This is a genomic window from Alteromonas infernus (assembly GCF_902705815.1).
On sequence record NZ_CACSIG010000075.1, the window covers coordinates 1 to 17,478 of the forward strand.

The following is a 17,478-nucleotide window of genomic DNA, read 5'->3' on the forward strand; positions in this document are numbered from 1 at the left end:
CGGTGCCAGGCTTCCCCAGTTACTGTGCTGGCTCCCTGTTAGAAATCCCACCCCTCAAACACAAAACAGGACTGACTGAGTATCGGGCTTCACGCTATTTTGCACGCTTACCCTCCTGTCTTGCCGAATCAGGTTCACTTGCGTTGTGTACCTCTAACTTCCTATGGCTTCCTTCAGACCCTGCCGTTGGCCAACAACGCCCTTGCCATTCGGATTATCTTCCCCTCAGTCAGGGTGATTCAGGTTTCTTTCAACCTGACGGGTTTGCCAGCTTCGCTGGGCAAACAAAAAAGGCCAGTATCTTAAACGATACTGGCCTTTAACGTTTCTTGGTGTTATCCCACGCTCGTTAGTTAAGTGTGGGATAAGACTTTACAGTGCTTCAGAGATTGTTACTTCAGCGTTCGCGCGTAGTGCGTCAATGTACTGTTGATAAACTCGCTGTCCTTGCACCTGTGCTAAGCGTTGCTTCAGGTTTTCACCTAACTCGCTTTCAAGCGCTGGCGCAGGGTTTACGCCTTCTAGCATAACAACAGCAACGTCGCCATTTACGGTAGTCGCTACGTCAACCTGATCATCCCCTTCAAGGGCTAATGAGAACAGTGTGTCTACTAGTGCACGCGCTAGCGTACCGCCCGCTCGTTGCACGTTAGCAGCCGTTTCCCACTCAACCGATTTCGCTGCTAGTTCATCTTCAACGCTTTCGCCTGCACGAACTTTCTGCGCGACATCAAACGCCCAAGATTCAGCAGCTTCTTTCGATTTCTCAGCTTTCACTGATGCTTCAATACCTTCACGCACTTCATCTAGAGACTGGGTACGCTGAGGCTGGTGCTCGACAACACGTGCTACTACTACGGTCTCATCATCTAACTCAATAATGTCGCTATTAAGTCCTTCTTCAACAAGCTCTGAAGAGAAAGCAACGTCTAATAAACCAGGAGTACTTAATTCAGCAGGCGCAGTATTTCGACTGAAAAGCACTGACTCTTGAATAGGTAAATCAACTGCATTAGCCGCGTCTTCAAGCGTATCGGGAACCTCAAACGCTATTTCCGCCAACGTATTTTGAAGTTCAAAGTACTTTTCCATAGCGGCATCATAAAGAAGTGTATCGCGAATTTCGCCCGCCACTTCATCGAAGGATTTCACCTGCGCTTCTTTTACTTCAGTAAGCTTAATAATGTGGTAACCGAACTCGGTTTCAACGACGTCAGACACATCACCTACATTTTCTAAACTAAATGCGGCTTCATCGAACGCGGGGTCCATCATTTCAGGCGTTATAAAATCTAGGTCACCGCCATTTTCAGCAGAAAATGTATCGTCTGAGTTCGCTTCTGCTAACGCCGCAAAGTCAGCACCGCTATCAATCTCGGCTTTTAGCGATTCGGCTTTTGCTTTTGCTGCATCTGTGTCATCCCCTGCCTCTATAAGAATATGCGAAACACGGCGCTGCTCTTCGGTACCATAACTCCCAAGGTTGTTATCGTAATACGTACGCACTGAATCTTCATCTACAGAAACGCGGCCTTTAAGGTCTTCTACGCTAAGCTTAACGTAAGCAAGTTTAACCTGCTCCTCTGTATCAAACGACGCGATGTTATTGTTATAAAACGCTTCAATGTCCGCGTCTGTCACTTCAATAGAATCTGCAAACTCATCTGAGCTTACAAGCACATACTTGGCGTTGCGTGTTTGGCGCTGAAGCGCATTGGCTTGTTCAACTTCACCGTCAAGCGCAAATGATGAATTAGTTAGCGCAGCCGCCAGCTGATTCTGTGTCATTTGAGTGCGAAGGTAATCACGGAAATCTGCTACTTGGAACCCATTTTGACGAAGAATAGCTTGAAAGCGTTCATTGTCGAATTGACCACCAAACTGAAACTCTGGCATTTGAACGATGGTTTCGCGAATTTGCTCATCGCTTACGCGCAATCCCATGTTAGTGGCTTGTTGCTGAATAAGCTTTTCAGCGATAAGTCTGTCCAACACATTTTTTCTAAAATCCGCGAGGTACTGTTCACTAGAGAAAAGCTGCGCAATGCTTTCGCCGTATTGTGATTCCATTTGTGCACGTTGATTTTGATATGCACGCTCTAGTTCTTGTGCCGAAATCTCTTCGCCGTTTACGGTGGCTACTGCGGTAGTACCATTTGATGTAAGGTAACTACCCACACCTGCGAATACGAAACTCAAAACGATAAGCGCAATAATCGCCATCGCCCATGGGCCTTGAGAACCTTCTCTGATTCTTTCTAGCATGATTGTTCTTCAACTCCGTTGCTTACTACAGTTACCAGTAACCCTTCGTTTTGTCGGGTACCCAGTAAAATAAGCGCTGATTATAACCCAATGCCGCTGAATATAAACGCCAAAACGCACTATTTATGCTGTCTTTCGTTTAACCGCAACGGCGCGAGAACAAGTACAAAACTTGGCAAGCCATTGAGATATAAATTTGCTGTTTAATAATGGGCTCAGTGACAAGACTCTGCCCCCAATATTCAATTCTTTGTTTCACAAATAAAAAACGGCGATGGACTAGCCATCGCCTTTTTCTATAATTTTTTTGCTTAGTTACAAGCGTCTTTCAGTGCTTTACCAGCTTTGAAAGATGGAACTTTCGCTGCTGAAATCTGAATAGTCTCACCAGTTTGTGGGTTGCGGCCACTGCGAGCTGAACGTTCGCGAACTGAGAAAGTACCAAAGCCTACTAGTGCTACTTGGTCGCCGTCTTTAAGCGCAGCAGTTACTGAGTCAGTGAATGCGTCAAGAGCGCGGCCAGCGGCTGCTTTAGAAATGTCTGCACCAGCAGCGATTTGGTCGATAAGTTGAGACTTGTTCACAATTATGATCCCCTTCGATTGTTATTATACTGTTTGTCCAAAACGATTTTGCTTGAACGTTATAGCAAGCTTGTTTGTTAACATCAAGCTTCAGTCACAAATAATTAACTTTTTATATGAATCGCTGCAATCCCTTTTGTGGCAAGGCTTCAAGCGAATACCAGTTAAAGGTAACACAACTTTTGCGACTTGAAAGCCCTATTTTTAAAAAAATGGGCTTTTCTTTCGCTCAATGCACGTTTTTTAGTCAATTATTGCAAATTTATAAAAAAAATATGGCTACACGCCTTTAAAATTAAAGGCTTGCAGCCAATATGACGAGTTACTTTTTAACCACTTCGAAGCTTTCGACGGGTTCCTGAAGTGCAATATCAAGAACATCATCAATCCATTTAACGGGGTGAATTGATAAATCTTTCTTCACATTATCTGGAATTTCTTCCAGATCTCGCTCATTGTCTTTTGGAATTACTACGGTTTTTATGCCACCACGATGGGCCGCAAGTAATTTCTCCTTTAGGCCACCTATGGCTAACACTTCACCCCGTAGCGTAATTTCACCGGTCATGGCAACATCGCACTTCACTGGATTACCCGTTAGTGAAGAAACCAAAGCCGTACACATGGCGATACCCGCACTCGGGCCATCTTTAGGCGTTGCTCCCTCCGGTACGTGAACGTGAATATCACGCTTTTCGTAGAAGTCGTCGTTGATACGAAGCTTTTCTGCACGGCTTCGTACTACTGTCATAGCAGCCTTAATTGACTCCTGCATCACATCACCTAACGACCCCGTAGAGGTCATTTTGCCCTTACCAGGCACCGATGTTGTTTCAATGGTCAGTAAGTCACCGCCCACTTGAGTCCATGCAAGACCCGTAACCTGACCGATTTGATTGTCTTTGTCCGCTTTTCCGTAATCAAAACGCTGTACACCAAGGTAATCTTTTAGATTGTCTTGCGTTACAACTACTTTATCTTTGCTCTTCTTAAGCAAGATATCTTTCACGGCCTTACGACAGACTTTAGACACTTCGCGTTCTAAACTACGCACACCTGCTTCTCGGGTGTAGTAGCGAATCATACCAATAACAGCAGAGTCAGTAATTTCTAGCTCTTTTGCTTTGAGCCCGTTACGCTCCATTTGCTTACCAATTAAGTGGTTCTTCGCAATGTTTAGCTTCTCGTCTTCGGTGTAACCAGAGAGACGAATCACTTCCATACGATCAAGTAGCGGCCCAGGAATGTTCATACTATTTGAAGTGGCGACGAACATAACGTCAGACAAGTCGTAATCCACTTCTAAGTAGTGATCGCTGAAACTGTTGTTTTGTTCAGGGTCTAGTACTTCAAGTAGTGCCGAAGCTGGGTCACCGCGCATATCCGAAGACATCTTGTCGATTTCATCTAACAAGAACAGCGGATTTTTTACGCCAACCTTTGCCATTTTCTGCACCAGTTTACCCGGCAAAGAGCCGATATAAGTACGTCTATGACCGCGAATCTCAGCTTCATCGCGCACGCCACCTAGGGCCATACGCACATATTTGCGTCCTGTCGCTTTAGCAATAGATTGCCCTAACGAGGTTTTACCTACACCTGGAGGACCTACAAGGCACAGAATTGGGCCTTTAAGCTTTTTAACACGCTGTTGAACCGCTAAGTATTCAAGAATACGCTCTTTTACCTTTTCAAGACCGTAGTGATCTTCATTAAGCACGCCTTCTGCACGAGAAAGATCTTTCTTAACCGGCGAACGCTTGTTCCAAGGCACGTTGGTCAGCCATTCGATGTAACTACGAAGTACGGTAGCTTCCGCCGACATGGGCGACATCATCTTAAGCTTTTGAAGCTCTGCTTTCGCTTTGTCTTCCGCTTCTTTTGGCATCTTCGCGTCGGTAATTTTTTTAGACAGCGCTTCGAACTCATCTGGCGCGTCATCTAACTCACCGAGTTCTTTTTGAATCGCCTTCATTTGTTCATTCAAATAATATTCGCGCTGGCTTTTTTCCATTTGCTTCTTAACGCGGGTTCGAATTTTCTTTTCGACCTGCAGCAAATCAATCTCACCTTCCATCAGTGCCATGAGGTATTCTAAACGCTCATTTACGCCCTGCATCTCAAGCACTTTTTGTTTTTCGGTAAGTTTCAGCGGCATGTGCGCTGCCATGGTGTCAGCTAAACGCGCTGCATCTTCAATACCATTAAGCGAAGTCAGTACTTCTGGCGGTATTTTCTTATTAAGCTTAACGTAGCCTTCAAACTGCGAAACCGCCGAGCGAATTAACACTTCTTGCTCGCTTTCATCAATGCCTTCGTCTTCTAACTTATCGACATTAGCGACAAAGAAAGGATCGGACTGCTTATAGCTTTCTATTTCGCCACGCACGCTTCCTTCAACCAGTACCTTAACCGTACCGTCAGGCAGCTTTAATAACTGCAAAATAGTAGCAATAGTCCCTACGGTATAAATATCGTCGGCTTCAGGCTCATCTACGCCGGCATCTTTTTGTGCTACTAAGAAGATTTGTTTGTCATTATCCATCGCCGCTTCTAGGCAACGGATTGATTTCTCACGCCCAACAAATAGGGGTATGACCATATGCGGGTAAACAACTACGTCCCGCAAGGCAAGCACAGGAATTTCAATGCGATTTTCACGCTCAACTGTCATACTTGTTCTCAATTAGTTTGAAATGTCATTTTTATATGGGGATGCAAGAGCAAAGTTCAATCGAAACTTATTAAAGTGCGTTAATTCCTTAACCTTACCTTCCCTGCTCTAGGGCCTGTTGACCTTAGTATAACCATTATCGATTTTCTCGCGTATAGCAATACCTAACTGGAAAATCTAGTAGAAAGGATAGACTACGCGCCCACGACCGTTCAAATTTCAACCAAATCTGGCAGGGAGCATCGAAATTTCAATTCTTTTTGCGAGCATAAACAATAAGGTCAGGCCAGTTAAACATGAACAAAAAGTAAGTTTTATCTATTAGGCCGAGGAAGCACGCGATCAAAAAAGGTCCCGAAGGACCTTTTAAAAACAATATAAAAAACGCGCTCAATTATTCAGAGGCAGCTTTCTTTTCGTTGCTATCGTAAATCAAAATGGGTTTTGACTCACCGCGAATAACCGTCTCATCAATAACAACTTTACTCACGTCATCCATTGATGGAAGGTCATACATAGTGTCAAGTAGCACTGCCTCAACGATTGAGCGAAGACCACGAGCACCCGTTTTACGCTCCATTGCTTTCTTAGCAATCGCGTTTAGTGCGTCATCTCTAAACTCAAGCTCTACATCTTCCATCGAGAACAATGCACCATATTGCTTGGTAATTGCGTTCTTAGGCTCACGTAGAATTTGAATTAGTGCGTCTTCATTTAACTCTTCAAGGCTGGTTACAACAGGTAAACGGCCAATGAACTCTGGTATCAAGCCATATTTAACCAAATCTTCGGGCTCAACCTGCTTAAAGAGTTCGCTGATTTGTTTGCTGTTGTCTTTCGACTTGACCGTAGCGCCAAAACCGATGCCTGTGTCTTTTTGTGCGCGTTGCTCGATAACTTTATCAAGCCCTGCAAATGCACCACCACAGATAAATAGGATCTTAGAGGTATCAACCTGCAAAAACTCCTGCTGTGGATGCTTACGGCCGCCTTGCGGAGGCACTGAAGCCACGGTACCTTCTATTAGCTTAAGTAGCGCCTGCTGCACACCTTCACCCGATACATCTCGAGTAATAGAAGGATTGTCAGACTTACGAGAAATCTTGTCGATTTCATCGATGTAAACAATACCCCTTTGGGCTTTTTCTACATCGTAGTCGCACTTCTGAAGCAGCTTCTGAATAATGTTCTCAACATCTTCACCTACATAACCCGCTTCGGTAAGCGTGGTGGCGTCAGCCATAGTAAATGGAACGTCAAGTAAACGCGCTAAGGTTTCAGCAAGCAGCGTTTTACCGCTGCCTGTTGGGCCTATAAGCAAAATATTACTTTTGCCTAATTCAACGCCTTCGTGAACATCGCCATTGCGCAAACGCTTGTAGTGGTTGTAAACCGCTACTGATAGTACCTTCTTCGCATGTTCTTGCCCAATTACGTAATCGTCAAGATGTGCATGAATTTCGGTTGGTTTGGGTAAAGCGTCCTGCTTTTGCTTAGGCGCGATTTCCTTAATTTCTTCGCGAATGATATCGTTACATAACTCAACACACTCGTCGCAAATAAATACCGACGGGCCTGCTATTAACTTTCTTACTTCGTGTTGGCTTTTGCCACAAAACGAACAGTACAGTAGCTTATTATCACCGTCACCGCTTTGCTTATCACTCATTACTTTTGCCTCTGCCTTGCCCGAGCCGAAACCAAAACGTGCGTTGCACTGGCTCAGGTCTACTATAACTATACTACTTAGTTGCAGCTACGTCAGATCGATTTGCTAAAACTTGGTCAACAAGGCCATATTCTTTTGCCTCAGTTGCGCTCAAGAAATTATCACGGTCTGTATCGCGCGCGACTTTTTCATAGTCTTGACCAGTATGGTCTGCCAATAGGCGATTCAATTTCTCTTTAATAGACAGAATTTCTTTCGCATGTATTTCAAAGTCAGACGCCTGACCTTGGAATCCACCAAGTGGTTGGTGAATCATTACGCGCGAGTTAGGTAGACAATAACGCTTACCTTTTGCTCCTGCAGATAGTAGAAATGCACCCATGCTGGCAGCTTGGCCCATACATACCGTGCTCACATCTGGCTTGATAAATCTCATCGTATCATAAATTGCCATACCAGCAGTTACTGAACCGCCTGGTGAGTTGATGTATAGGAAAATGTCTTTCTCTGGGTTTTCAGCTTCTAAGAACAACATTTGAGCAACGATGAGGTTGGCCATGTGATCTTCAACTTGCCCTACTAAGAAAATAACGTTTTCTTTTAATAGTCGCGAATAAATGTCGTATGAGCGCTCACCTTTAGAGGTTTGCTCAACAACCATAGGAACAAGTGCATTCATTGGGTCAAACGGGGTATTAGTCATAGCTACCTTGATTATCTAGCGTTAAAAACAAAAATGCTCGGAAGGCTCCGAGCATTTAAGCAGTTGCTGACAAGTATTGTCAATCAGACAGTAAAAAATTACGCCTGTTTGTTCATAACCTCGTCAAAAGCTTTAGTTACTTCGGTAACTTTTGCTTGCTCAAGAACCCACTCAATAGCTTGCTCTTCTAGTGCAACGTTTTGCATTTGCTGCATAAGCTCTTGGTTATTGTTGTAGTAATCAACAACTTCTTGAGGATCTTCATACGCTGAAGCAGCAGTTTCGATCATCTCGTTAACTTTAGCTTCGTCTGCTTTAAGTTCGTTCTCTTTGATCACTTCACCTAGAAGTAGACCAATAGATACGCGGCGCTTAGCGTTGTCAGTGAACAACTCAGCCGGTAGATCTGGAAGGTTCTGACCACCGCCTTGCTGGCTGAAACGTTGCTTAGCTTGCTCGCGAAGTGCGTTAACTTCTTGGTCGATAAGCGCTTGAGGAATATCAATCTCGTTAGCGTCTACCAATTTAGAGATAACGTCTTCTTTAACTTGTGCTTTAAGCGTTTGGTCTAGTTCACGCTGCATGTTCTTGCGAACTTCTGCTTTAAGCGCATCTACACCGCCTTCTTCAACACCGAATAGTTTAGCAAACTCTTCGTCAACTTTTGGAAGATCTAAACCTTCAACTTTCTTAACGGTAGCTTGGAAAACCGCGTCTTTACCTTTTAGGTTTTCAGCGTGGTAATCTTCTGGGAAAGTAACTTCGATAGTTACTTCTTCACCTGCTTTCGCGCCAACTAGTGGCTTTTCGAAACCAGGGATCATGCGATCTTTACCAAGCTCTAGCGCGAAGTCTTCAGCTTTACCACCTTCGAACTCTTCACCGTCAATAGAACCAACAAAGTCGATAATTACTTTATCGTCTTTCTTCGCTTTACGCTTAACTTCTTTCCAAGTGGCGTGCTGCTTCTGAAGTGTTTCCATCATGTTATCAAGATCTTCGTCAGTAATTTCCACTACTGGCTTTTCGATTTCGATATCGCTAACACCTTTCACTTCTACTTCTGGGTAAACTTCAAAAGATGCTGTAAATTCTAGGTCCTGACCGTCTTCGTCTTTAGTCAGCTCAAACTTAGGCATACCTGCAGGCTGAATTTTTTCTTGAATGACCGCTTGGTAGAAGTTTTGCTGCATAACATCGCCAGCAACTTCTTGGCGAACTGCCTGGCCGAAACGCTTCTTGATTACGCTCACAGGTACTTTACCTGGACGGAAGCCGTTGATGCGTTGCGTTTTTGCCAACTGCTGTAGGCGTGACTTAACTGCTGAATCAACCGTGTCAGATGGAACGGTGATTGTAAGACGGCGTTCTAAACCCTGGGTCGTCTCGACTGAAACTTGCATTATGTTACCTCAACTATACGCCTCTACAGGCGTTTTGTTCTCAATCCCCTCACCCGTCATGCATTATTTGCACATCACTCCGGGGTAGAGGTCGTTATTCGACGTTTGAAAATTCATGATTAGGACACAATTATCGTGTCAATGTGCTAACCCGAATCAAACATACTGGTTAAAAAAAGACGCGGTAGTATACAGCCGCACACCACAAGAGTCGAGAGGCAAACACAAGTTTGTAACACGCAATTGAACGCAATTTAAACAAACAGCGAAGCTAAGCGTAAAAATATGCAAAGAAACGGGGGAAATCGTATAAGTACTAAGGAGAATAGCGTGTGTAGATGTAAGATAATGGTCGGTGAGACAGGATTTGAACCTGCGACCCCTTGTACCCAAAACAAGTGCGCTACCAAGCTGCGCCACTCACCGACAGAGATATCTTTAAAGATAAGCTTTTAATAAAGCTTGAAAACATGGTGCGGAAGGAGAGACTTGAACTCTCACGCCGTGAAGCACTGGAACCTAAATCCAGCGTGTCTACCAATTCCACCACTTCCGCGAAAAAGTGGGGTGGACGATGGGACTTGAACCCACGACAACCGGAATCACAATCCGGGGCTCTACCAACTGAGCTACGCCCACCACAGTAGTCCTGTATCTGTTTATGTGTGAATTGAACACATAAACATCGCTCGAGCCGTCAGGACCTAACTTACACGCTCGATAATCGATTCAAATCTGCCATGCGCTAGGCGATTGCATAGTGAACTCTGGGAATTCGATGAATCGAAAAAGCAAAAATGGTCGGTGAGACAGGATTTGAACCTGCGACCCCTTGTACCCAAAACAAGTGCGCTACCAAGCTGCGCCACTCACCGACTGGAATGCTTTGTTAAGCTTTTAATAAAGCTTGAAAATATGGTGCGGAAGGAGAGACTTGAACTCTCACGCCGTGAAGCACTGGAACCTAAATCCAGCGTGTCTACCAATTCCACCACTTCCGCGAAAAAGTGGGGTGGACGATGGGACTTGAACCCACGACAACCGGAATCACAATCCGGGGCTCTACCAACTGAGCTACGCCCACCATAGGGTGTGTTTGCAACTTACACGCTTTATCTTAGCAGTGTAAAATAAAAAATTCAGCCTTGCTGTCAGGACCTACCTGACTCGCATGGCGCGCCCGGCAGGATTCGAACCTGCGACCCACGGCTTAGAAGGCCGTTGCTCTATCCAGCTGAGCTACGGGCGCTTGGCGAATCTTCGCTGCAAAAATGGTCGGTGAGACAGGATTTGAACCTGCGACCCCTTGTACCCAAAACAAGTGCGCTACCAAGCTGCGCCACTCACCGACTGTTGTACCGACCTGAAGCGCTAGCCTCTGTGCCGTTACGGGGTGCGAATATTACTGACATCCCCCCACCTCGTCAAACACTTTTTTAAATAAAATAATCAACCGCTCACAAAGCACGCATTCTCACGTTTTTTTGAACAATAGCGCCTTAATTCGGGCCTTCTTTGAAATGATTTTTCTGTTAATGAAGAGGATGTGGGCCCCCTTGTAACCGTGAATTAATTTATTTGATATACAAAGACGTGTAATCGTAGGGGCAAAACCCTGTTAAATGAATTTTTAACTTACCATAACGCTTATGCTAACGCGTAATAACCTCCAATAATTGCTAGAGTATTAGCCCTGTTTTATGAAACAATATAGCCCACTTGTTGACCACTCAACCATATAAGAATCGTACAAGACTATGACCGCTCACCTTATTGACGGCAAATTAATTGCCAAACAAGTTCGCCAACACGTTACTTCCTACGTTGACTCGTTAACTCAAGCAGGTAAAAGACAGCCAGGCCTTGCGGTTGTCTTAGTGGGTAGCGATGCCGCCTCACAAGTGTATGTATCTAACAAGAGAAAAGCTTGTGATGAAGTAGGTTTCGTTTCTCGTTCATTCGACCTTCCGTCTGATACGACTGAAGAGACACTGCTTAACTTAGTGGATCAGCTTAACGAAGATAGAGAAATAGACGGAATTTTAGTGCAGCTTCCGCTTCCCGCAGGTTTAAATGCGGAAAAGGTGCTAGAACGTATCCATCCGCATAAAGATGTAGACGGGTTCCACCCTTATAATATTGGTCGCCTTGCACAGCGTATCCCTGCATTACGCCCGTGTACGCCTAAAGGCATCATGACAATGATAGAGTCGACTAAGCGCCCTGTGAAAGGTTTGGACGCGGTTATTGTAGGCGCTTCAAATATTGTAGGCCGCCCAATGAGCCTTGAGCTATTGTTAGCAGGCTGCACAGTGACCACTTGCCACAAGTTCACTCAAGACTTAAAAAGCCATGTTCAACGTGCGGACTTGCTGGTTGTTGCTGTAGGTAAGCCGAATTTCATTCCAGGAGACTGGGTGAAGCCTGGTGCTATTGTTATTGATGTCGGCATTAACCGGGTTAACGATGGCTCTTTGGTGGGAGATGTAGACTTTGATAAAGCGAAGGAACGGGCCGGTTGGATCACGCCGGTTCCTGGCGGTGTAGGGCCAATGACCGTAGCGAGCCTTATTGAAAATACGTTAGAAGCGTATGTTAAGTATCACTCTTAATAGTCCATCTTCATTTTACATCAATAAGCAACCTTAATAGCGTAACAAACAAAGGCAGAGAGTGATGTCTGCCTTTTTGATAAGCCCACGCTACAACACAACATACAACCCTACTTATTTTATTCCTACTATGGCTAATTTAACTTCCCCCTTACTCGAACAGCACGTTATTGATGCAACGCTAAAATGGGTTGATGATATTGTTATAGAGCACAATTTCTGCCCCTTCGCCCGCTATGTAAGAACACCAAGCGGTATTCGATGCGTAGTTATAGGCGGTGATGTGGGCGACGTTATCCGATCGCTCTATGATGAAGTCAGGCATTTAGAAGAGAACGAAGACACTGCTACTACGCTAATTGCACTTACTCACACAACCCTTGGGGACTTCGACGAATACCTTGATGTCTTAGCCATCGCGGATAATATGCTTCATGACTGGGGCTATAGCGGAACCTATCAACTCGCGAGTTTCCACCCTGATTATATATTTGATGGCAGTGAGGCGAGTGACGCTGAAAACTTTACTAATCGCTCTCCCTATCCCCTTCTACACCTTATTCGCGAAGCCGATATTACGCGCTATATGAAAAAAGAAGAAGATGCAGAGAAGATTTTCAGTCACAACATTGAAAAAGCACAGTCACTAGGCTGTCCGTACTTCGAAAAAGTGCTAAAAGAAATTAAAAAAGACAAGCCCGCCGAGTAAGGCAAGAATAGCGATGCGTTTGATTAGAGATAGGTTAATCTGAAAACACTACACTACTATTTAGCACCGTTTTAACCGTTACTCAGGCAGGCTTAAAGCATTGGATTACTCCAGGGAATCCAAACAAACCCGCTAACGACACAAATAGTCGGCGTTTAATTTGGACCAAGTTTTCACTTGAAGGGCTACCTTACCTTCAATATATGAGAGTAATATGACAAATAATATTTTCTTTAACTGCGTTAGGAACAAAGCGTGACCGCCCCTTCTTCTTTCGACATAGCCAGTATTGCCACTATCGCCACCCCGTTCAAACAAAAATTCGCCATTCCTAGGCAGCCAAACCTAGCAAAAGCACAAGGTGTTATTACGTTCGGGGAAGGGTTTAACGACATCAATATGCTAAAAGGAATAGAGCACTACAGTCATTTATGGCTTTTGTTCATTTTTCACCAAAATCTAGAGCGTGGCTGGAAAAGTACCGTAAAAGCCCCTCGGTTAGGTGGTAATGCAACAATGGGCGTACTAGCAAGCAGAAGTACGCATAGACCTAACGGCATTGGAATGTCGGTCGTAGTTAATAAGGGCATTACCAGCAGAAACGGGCAAACGCAGCTTTGTGTTGAAGGCGTAGACCTTGTAGACGGCACGCCGCTCATCGATGTTAAGCCTTATATTTCATATGCCGATAGTGTTGATAACGCAAAAGACAAGCTAGACGACATTAACCCTATCCCCCACCGGGATGTTTTTTTCGCTCCTAGTCTCTCGTCTATGCTGGAGAAAATAGAAACGAAACATAGCGATTTTTCAGCCCTAGTAACTGCAGTTCTCGCCCAAGACCCCCGCCCTGCGTATAAACAACATCTTGATAATGATGAAAAAATCTATCGCGTCACGCTATATGATATCGATGTGGGGTTCACTATTAAAAATGCTGCGGTGTGCGTGACTGAGCTTGTTCAACTAGGATAAATCACCGATAAGTGGTAACCGTCTGTGGCGTAATTGCTCACAGTTAATTAGAATACGCCAAAATAAGTGATGCCACGCCCTTCTTACTCGCGTTTTGTGACATAAAAAGTTGAGCGTATTGCCTTCACACTCACTATTTATATTATAAATTTAACAGGAAACCTGCTTTACATGCGCACTAGTCAATATTTGCTTGCCACGCAGAAAGAAACACCTGCAGACGCAGAGGTTATTAGCCACCAGCTTATGCTTAGAGCTGGCATGATCAGAAAGCTAGCTTCAGGTCTTTACACTTGGCTACCTTCTGGTCTTCGTGTACTAAACAAAGTAGCCAATATTGTTCGCGAAGAAATGAACAAAGCAGGTGCTATTGAGGTGCTAATGCCCGTTGTTCAGCCCGCGGATTTGTGGGAAGAATCAGGCCGTTGGGAAGAATACGGCCCTGAACTACTTCGCGTTAAAGACCGCCACCAGCGAGATTTCGTGCTAGGTCCAACCCATGAAGAGGTGATCACGGCGCTTGTACGCAATGAAATTAGCAGCTATAAGCAGCTTCCTTTGAATCTGTATCAGGTTCAAACCAAATTCCGAGACGAAGTTCGCCCTCGTTTCGGTATTATGCGCGGTCGCGAATTTACAATGAAAGACGCCTACAGCTTTCACTTGGAAGATAGCTGCTTAGAAGAGACCTACCAGAAAATGTACGACGCCTACTGTGCGATTTTCTCTCGCATGGGGCTCGATTTCAGAGCGGTTATTGCTGACTCTGGCTCTATTGGTGGTAACCACTCGCACGAATTCCACGTACTTGCTGAATCAGGTGAAGATGCTATCGCGTTTTCAAGCGACAGCGATTACGCCGCTAATGTTGAAATGGCTGCGGCCGTTGCGCCTGAAAAAGCAGCGCCTTCCGGCGCCGATGTTAAAACCAAAGATGCCAAAGGCAAAGACTTTAATGCGATTTTAAAGAGTGTCGATGCCAACGCTACTAACGCCGTTAAAGTCGTATTAGTAAAAGGGGCTAATGAACTCAATGATAAAGGCGAAGACGTTGTTGCTGATAAATGGGTAGCGCTCGTACTACGTGCAGATCATGAGCTAAACGACATTAAGGCTGAAAAAATAGACGGCGTTGCTATTCCTCTTGTTGAAGCGTCATTTGAACAAGCAAAAGATGTGCTTGGTGTATCGCCTTTCTTTGCAGATGCAACTAACCTGCCCGTACCTGCTTACGTTGACGCAAGTGCAGCAGCCCTTGCTGATTTCACAACAGGTGCTGGCGCAGGCGGAAAAGTTAACGTCAACGTTAACTGGCCAAATGGTATCAATACCGTTGATATCCGCAATGTCGTTGCCGGCGACGCATCACCTGATGGCCAAGGTACGCTCGATATCAAACGCGGTATTGAAGTAGGTCATATCTTCCAGCTTGGTAGAAAATATTCAGAAGCAATGAACTGCGGTGTATTGAGCGAAACAGGCAAGCACCAAACCCTTACTATGGGCTGTTACGGTATTGGTGTATCACGTATTGTGGCGGCGGCCATTGAGCAAAATCACGATAAATTTGGCATAAAGTGGCCAGATCCTATCGCACCGTTTAAAATTGCATTAATACCAATGAATATGCATAAGTCTCACCGTATCAAAGAAGCAGCCGAAGCCCTTTATGAAGAGCTTGTTGCATTAGGCATAGAAGTGCTATTTGACGATAGAAAAGAGCGCCCGGGTGTTATGTTCAATGACATGGAATTAATTGGCATACCTCATAGTATTGTTATTGGTGAAAGAAACCTAGATAATCAACAGGTTGAGTATAAAAATAGACGTACTGGCGAGAAGCAGTTATTAGACCTCAGCGCAGCAAAAGAATTTGTAGCCGCACTCTAACATCTGAACTTGCCCATAAGTTAAGTATAAAGAGGGCGTATGCGGTTAACATTCTATGGCGTTAGAGGGTCTATACCCACTCCGGGAGCAGCTTTCGTCCGCTATGGTGGCAATACAGCATGCGTTCATATCGAGCTTGAGGACGGTACCGATATCGTCCTCGACTCTGGAACGGGTATTCGCCTTCTTGGTGAGCACTTAGCGAAAAAGAACACCCCTATCCATCTTTTGCTGAGCCATAATCATTGGGACCACATACAAGGTTTCCCCTTCTTTCCTCCCATATATCAAGCCGAACGCGAAATAAATATCTATCCAGGACAAACTCTGTTTGAAGAACCAGACCAAATTTTAAAACAAATGGAAGGATCGTTATTTCCCGTACCAAGAAGTGCGCTCAGAGCAAACATCTCGCTTATTGAAATACCGAAAGCGGACAACACCTTTGCAATAGGAAGCGCAAAGATCACGCGACTTGCAATGAATCATCCGGGAAGCGGCAGCGCCTATTGCATAAACGCTGATGGTGTGAAGGTTACTTACATTACAGATAATGAGCTTTACCCTCCTTATAAGAAAGAAACCGACTTTATTGATTTTGCTAAATTTGCTGAGAATGCAGACTTACTTATTCACGATGCACAGTATATGCTGTCTGATATGCCTGCTAAAAACGGGTGGGGCCACTCTGTGGCTGAGGAGGCGGTTAAACTGGCTATGGCGTCCAATGCAAAAAAATTAGCACTATACAGTCATGATCCAGAACGCACAGATGACGATATAGATGATGTTGTAAAACATTGTAATGAATATGTCACAGTGGCAGAGTCTACTTTACACGTATTTGCTTCCTCAGAAGGCCTCACACTGGACTTCAGTTAAGCATAAAAATAACCCCATGTTACGGAGAATTAAAGGTGTCAGTGTTAAAGCCTTTCGTATTTTTGGCAGCGTTTGCTGCTAGCACAAGTGTGTGTGGACAAGAAACATCCTCAGATGTTGTTAGCACTCAACCTCAAATCGTTGATAGCAGCGAGCAACAAATAAGCAATCAAAACGAAACCAACGATCCCTCTCAAGATGAAGAAGGTATCGAAGTCATTGACATTATAAAGCGTGATACCACCTCAGAAAGCGCGTTAGATGACCGTTTAGAAGGTGATAAAGAAGCGCTGGATAACGTGTTTGCTATTACGCAACATCGACAAAATTACCTGCTTCCCATTACTTACGTTTCCAACCCCAATACCACTGGAAACGAAGACTTGACGGACGAAAACGTCGATAATAAAGAAGCAAAATTCCAAGTCAGTGCCAAACTCCCCCTTTACTTAGAAGATACAGGATTCGACGGGGTGTATTTTGGCTTTACGCTGACATCATTTTGGCAGCTGTATAATAGCGAGGCATCTAAGCCGTTTCGCGAGACCAACTACGAGCCAGAAATTTTTTGGCAGGAAACCGCTGATTATTCCGTACTGGGGTATAAATTTAATACATTTCAAGTAGGCTTCAATCACATGTCTAATGGTCAAAGCGGCCTACAATCAAGAAGCTGGAACCGCTTATTTGCCTCTATTGTATTCAGTGATAACGACGACATTTATTACCTAAAAACCTGGTATCGTATTCCTGAAGACGAAAAAGAAGATCCATTAGATCCTACGGGCGATGATAACCCTGATATAGAGGACTATTACGGGCGAATGGAGTTCGGATATGGTAGAAAAATTGGAGCATTCAAAGTACTCGCCCTACTTAGAAACAATTTAGATTTCGATGAAAACCGAGGCAGTATTCAACTAGATTTGACTTACCCCATTTCTGATAGGTACGAAATCTTACTGCAATATTTCAACGGCTATGGTGATTCACTTATCGACTATAACCGGTCGCAAGAGCGCATTGGTTTGGGTTTCCAGCTGCTTTTCTTATAGGCTGATACCCCTCACCCTATGAAGTAAATCAAGCGCGCTACGCTTACATGTTTAGCG

At 44.5% G+C, this 17,478-nt stretch carries 13 protein-coding genes and 8 tRNA genes; 7 read left to right on the top strand and 14 right to left on the bottom strand.

The window, feature by feature from the left end:
• Nucleotides 1-323, top strand: a 323-nt coding sequence (locus ACX5J7_RS17050; RefSeq protein ID WP_498707648.1) for a hypothetical protein, incomplete at its 5' end; no start/stop codon positions are given.
• A 49-nt stretch (nt 324-372) separates the two neighbouring features.
• Here ACX5J7_RS17050 and ACX5J7_RS17055 read toward each other — a convergent pair.
• From ACX5J7_RS17055 to ACX5J7_RS17120, 14 genes are all read right to left on the bottom strand, one after another.
• A complete protein-coding gene (locus tag ACX5J7_RS17055; RefSeq protein ID WP_498707649.1) occupies nt 373-2,265 on the bottom strand; it encodes a SurA N-terminal domain-containing protein in 1,893 nt (630 codons plus the stop codon).
• Nucleotides 2,266-2,576: 311 nt separating this feature from the next.
• The gene (hupB, locus tag ACX5J7_RS17060) at nt 2,577-2,849 is read right to left on the bottom strand and encodes a nucleoid-associated protein HU-beta (RefSeq protein WP_012518978.1); all 273 of its coding nucleotides are present in this window, start codon (nt 2,847-2,849) and stop codon (nt 2,577-2,579) included.
• Nucleotides 2,850-3,171: 322 nt separating this feature from the next.
• Complete coding sequence (lon, locus tag ACX5J7_RS17065) at nt 3,172-5,523, bottom strand: endopeptidase La (RefSeq protein WP_020743944.1); 2,352 nt, start codon at nt 5,521-5,523, stop codon at nt 3,172-3,174.
• 394 nt (nt 5,524-5,917) lie between these two features.
• The gene (gene clpX / locus ACX5J7_RS17070; protein WP_012518981.1) at nt 5,918-7,192 is read right to left on the bottom strand and encodes an ATP-dependent protease ATP-binding subunit ClpX; all 1,275 of its coding nucleotides are present in this window, start codon (nt 7,190-7,192) and stop codon (nt 5,918-5,920) included.
• 73 nt (nt 7,193-7,265) lie between these two features.
• Nucleotides 7,266-7,895 carry an ATP-dependent Clp endopeptidase proteolytic subunit ClpP gene (clpP, locus tag ACX5J7_RS17075; protein ID WP_012518982.1) on the bottom strand — a complete coding sequence of 210 codons (630 nt, stop codon included), beginning with the start codon at nt 7,893-7,895 and terminating at the stop codon, nt 7,266-7,268.
• Nucleotides 7,896-7,993: 98 nt separating this feature from the next.
• Nucleotides 7,994-9,298 carry a trigger factor gene (tig, locus tag ACX5J7_RS17080; protein WP_012518983.1) on the bottom strand — a complete coding sequence of 435 codons (1,305 nt, stop codon included), beginning with the start codon at nt 9,296-9,298 and terminating at the stop codon, nt 7,994-7,996.
• 349 nt (nt 9,299-9,647) lie between these two features.
• Nucleotides 9,648-9,724 (bottom strand) — tRNA-Pro (locus ACX5J7_RS17085).
• 45 nt (nt 9,725-9,769) lie between these two features.
• Nucleotides 9,770-9,854, bottom strand: a tRNA-Leu gene (locus ACX5J7_RS17090).
• Between the two features lie 7 nt (nt 9,855-9,861).
• A tRNA-His gene (locus ACX5J7_RS17095) sits at nt 9,862-9,937 on the bottom strand.
• A gap of 159 nt (nt 9,938-10,096) precedes the next feature.
• Nucleotides 10,097-10,173, bottom strand: a tRNA-Pro gene (locus tag ACX5J7_RS17100).
• Between the two features lie 41 nt (nt 10,174-10,214).
• A tRNA-Leu gene (locus ACX5J7_RS17105) sits at nt 10,215-10,299 on the bottom strand.
• 7 nt (nt 10,300-10,306) lie between these two features.
• Nucleotides 10,307-10,382, bottom strand: a tRNA-His gene (locus tag ACX5J7_RS17110).
• Nucleotides 10,383-10,470: 88 nt separating this feature from the next.
• Nucleotides 10,471-10,547, bottom strand: a tRNA-Arg gene (locus tag ACX5J7_RS17115).
• A 23-nt stretch (nt 10,548-10,570) separates the two neighbouring features.
• A tRNA-Pro gene (locus ACX5J7_RS17120) sits at nt 10,571-10,647 on the bottom strand.
• Nucleotides 10,648-11,055: 408 nt separating this feature from the next.
• Here ACX5J7_RS17120 and folD point away from each other — a divergent pair.
• From folD to ACX5J7_RS17150, 6 genes are all read left to right on the top strand, one after another.
• Nucleotides 11,056-11,910: a bifunctional methylenetetrahydrofolate dehydrogenase/methenyltetrahydrofolate cyclohydrolase FolD gene (gene folD / locus ACX5J7_RS17125; RefSeq protein WP_278382929.1), complete on the top strand. Its 855-nt coding sequence runs from the start codon at nt 11,056-11,058 to the stop codon at nt 11,908-11,910.
• A 64-nt stretch (nt 11,911-11,974) separates the two neighbouring features.
• Nucleotides 11,975-12,619 (top strand): DUF1415 domain-containing protein, encoded by a 645-nt coding sequence (locus tag ACX5J7_RS17130; protein WP_498707650.1) that lies wholly within the window; start codon nt 11,975-11,977, stop codon nt 12,617-12,619.
• Between the two features lie 255 nt (nt 12,620-12,874).
• Complete coding sequence (gene tsaA, locus ACX5J7_RS17135; RefSeq protein ID WP_287148750.1) at nt 12,875-13,594, top strand: tRNA (N6-threonylcarbamoyladenosine(37)-N6)-methyltransferase TrmO; 720 nt, start codon at nt 12,875-12,877, stop codon at nt 13,592-13,594.
• A 171-nt stretch (nt 13,595-13,765) separates the two neighbouring features.
• Nucleotides 13,766-15,484 (top strand): proline--tRNA ligase, encoded by a 1,719-nt coding sequence (locus tag ACX5J7_RS17140; protein WP_498707651.1) that lies wholly within the window; start codon nt 13,766-13,768, stop codon nt 15,482-15,484.
• A gap of 39 nt (nt 15,485-15,523) precedes the next feature.
• Complete coding sequence (locus ACX5J7_RS17145) at nt 15,524-16,366, top strand: MBL fold metallo-hydrolase (protein ID WP_498707653.1); 843 nt, start codon at nt 15,524-15,526, stop codon at nt 16,364-16,366.
• Nucleotides 16,367-16,401: 35 nt separating this feature from the next.
• Complete coding sequence (locus ACX5J7_RS17150; protein WP_012517557.1) at nt 16,402-17,421, top strand: phospholipase A; 1,020 nt, start codon at nt 16,402-16,404, stop codon at nt 17,419-17,421.
• Nucleotides 17,422-17,478: the final 57 nt, after the last annotated feature.

What these genes read in the sequence shown, in the direction of transcription:
- ACX5J7_RS17055 (WP_498707649.1), bottom strand. Translation starts at nt 2,265, where the DNA reads ATGCTAGAAAGAATCAGAGAAGGTTCTCAAGGCCCATGGGCGATGGCG.
- lon (WP_020743944.1), bottom strand. Translation starts at nt 5,523, where the DNA reads ATGACAGTTGAGCGTGAAAATCGCATTGAAATTCCTGTGCTTGCCTTG.
- clpX (WP_012518981.1), bottom strand. Translation starts at nt 7,192, where the DNA reads ATGAGTGATAAGCAAAGCGGTGACGGTGATAATAAGCTACTGTACTGT.
- clpP (WP_012518982.1), bottom strand. Translation starts at nt 7,895, where the DNA reads ATGACTAATACCCCGTTTGACCCAATGAATGCACTTGTTCCTATGGTT.
- tig (WP_012518983.1), bottom strand. Translation starts at nt 9,298, where the DNA reads ATGCAAGTTTCAGTCGAGACGACCCAGGGTTTAGAACGCCGTCTTACA.
- folD (WP_278382929.1), top strand. Translation starts at nt 11,056, where the DNA reads ATGACCGCTCACCTTATTGACGGCAAATTAATTGCCAAACAAGTTCGC.
- ACX5J7_RS17130 (WP_498707650.1), top strand. Translation starts at nt 11,975, where the DNA reads ATGTCTGCCTTTTTGATAAGCCCACGCTACAACACAACATACAACCCT.
- ACX5J7_RS17140 (WP_498707651.1), top strand. Translation starts at nt 13,766, where the DNA reads ATGCGCACTAGTCAATATTTGCTTGCCACGCAGAAAGAAACACCTGCA.
- ACX5J7_RS17145 (WP_498707653.1), top strand. Translation starts at nt 15,524, where the DNA reads ATGCGGTTAACATTCTATGGCGTTAGAGGGTCTATACCCACTCCGGGA.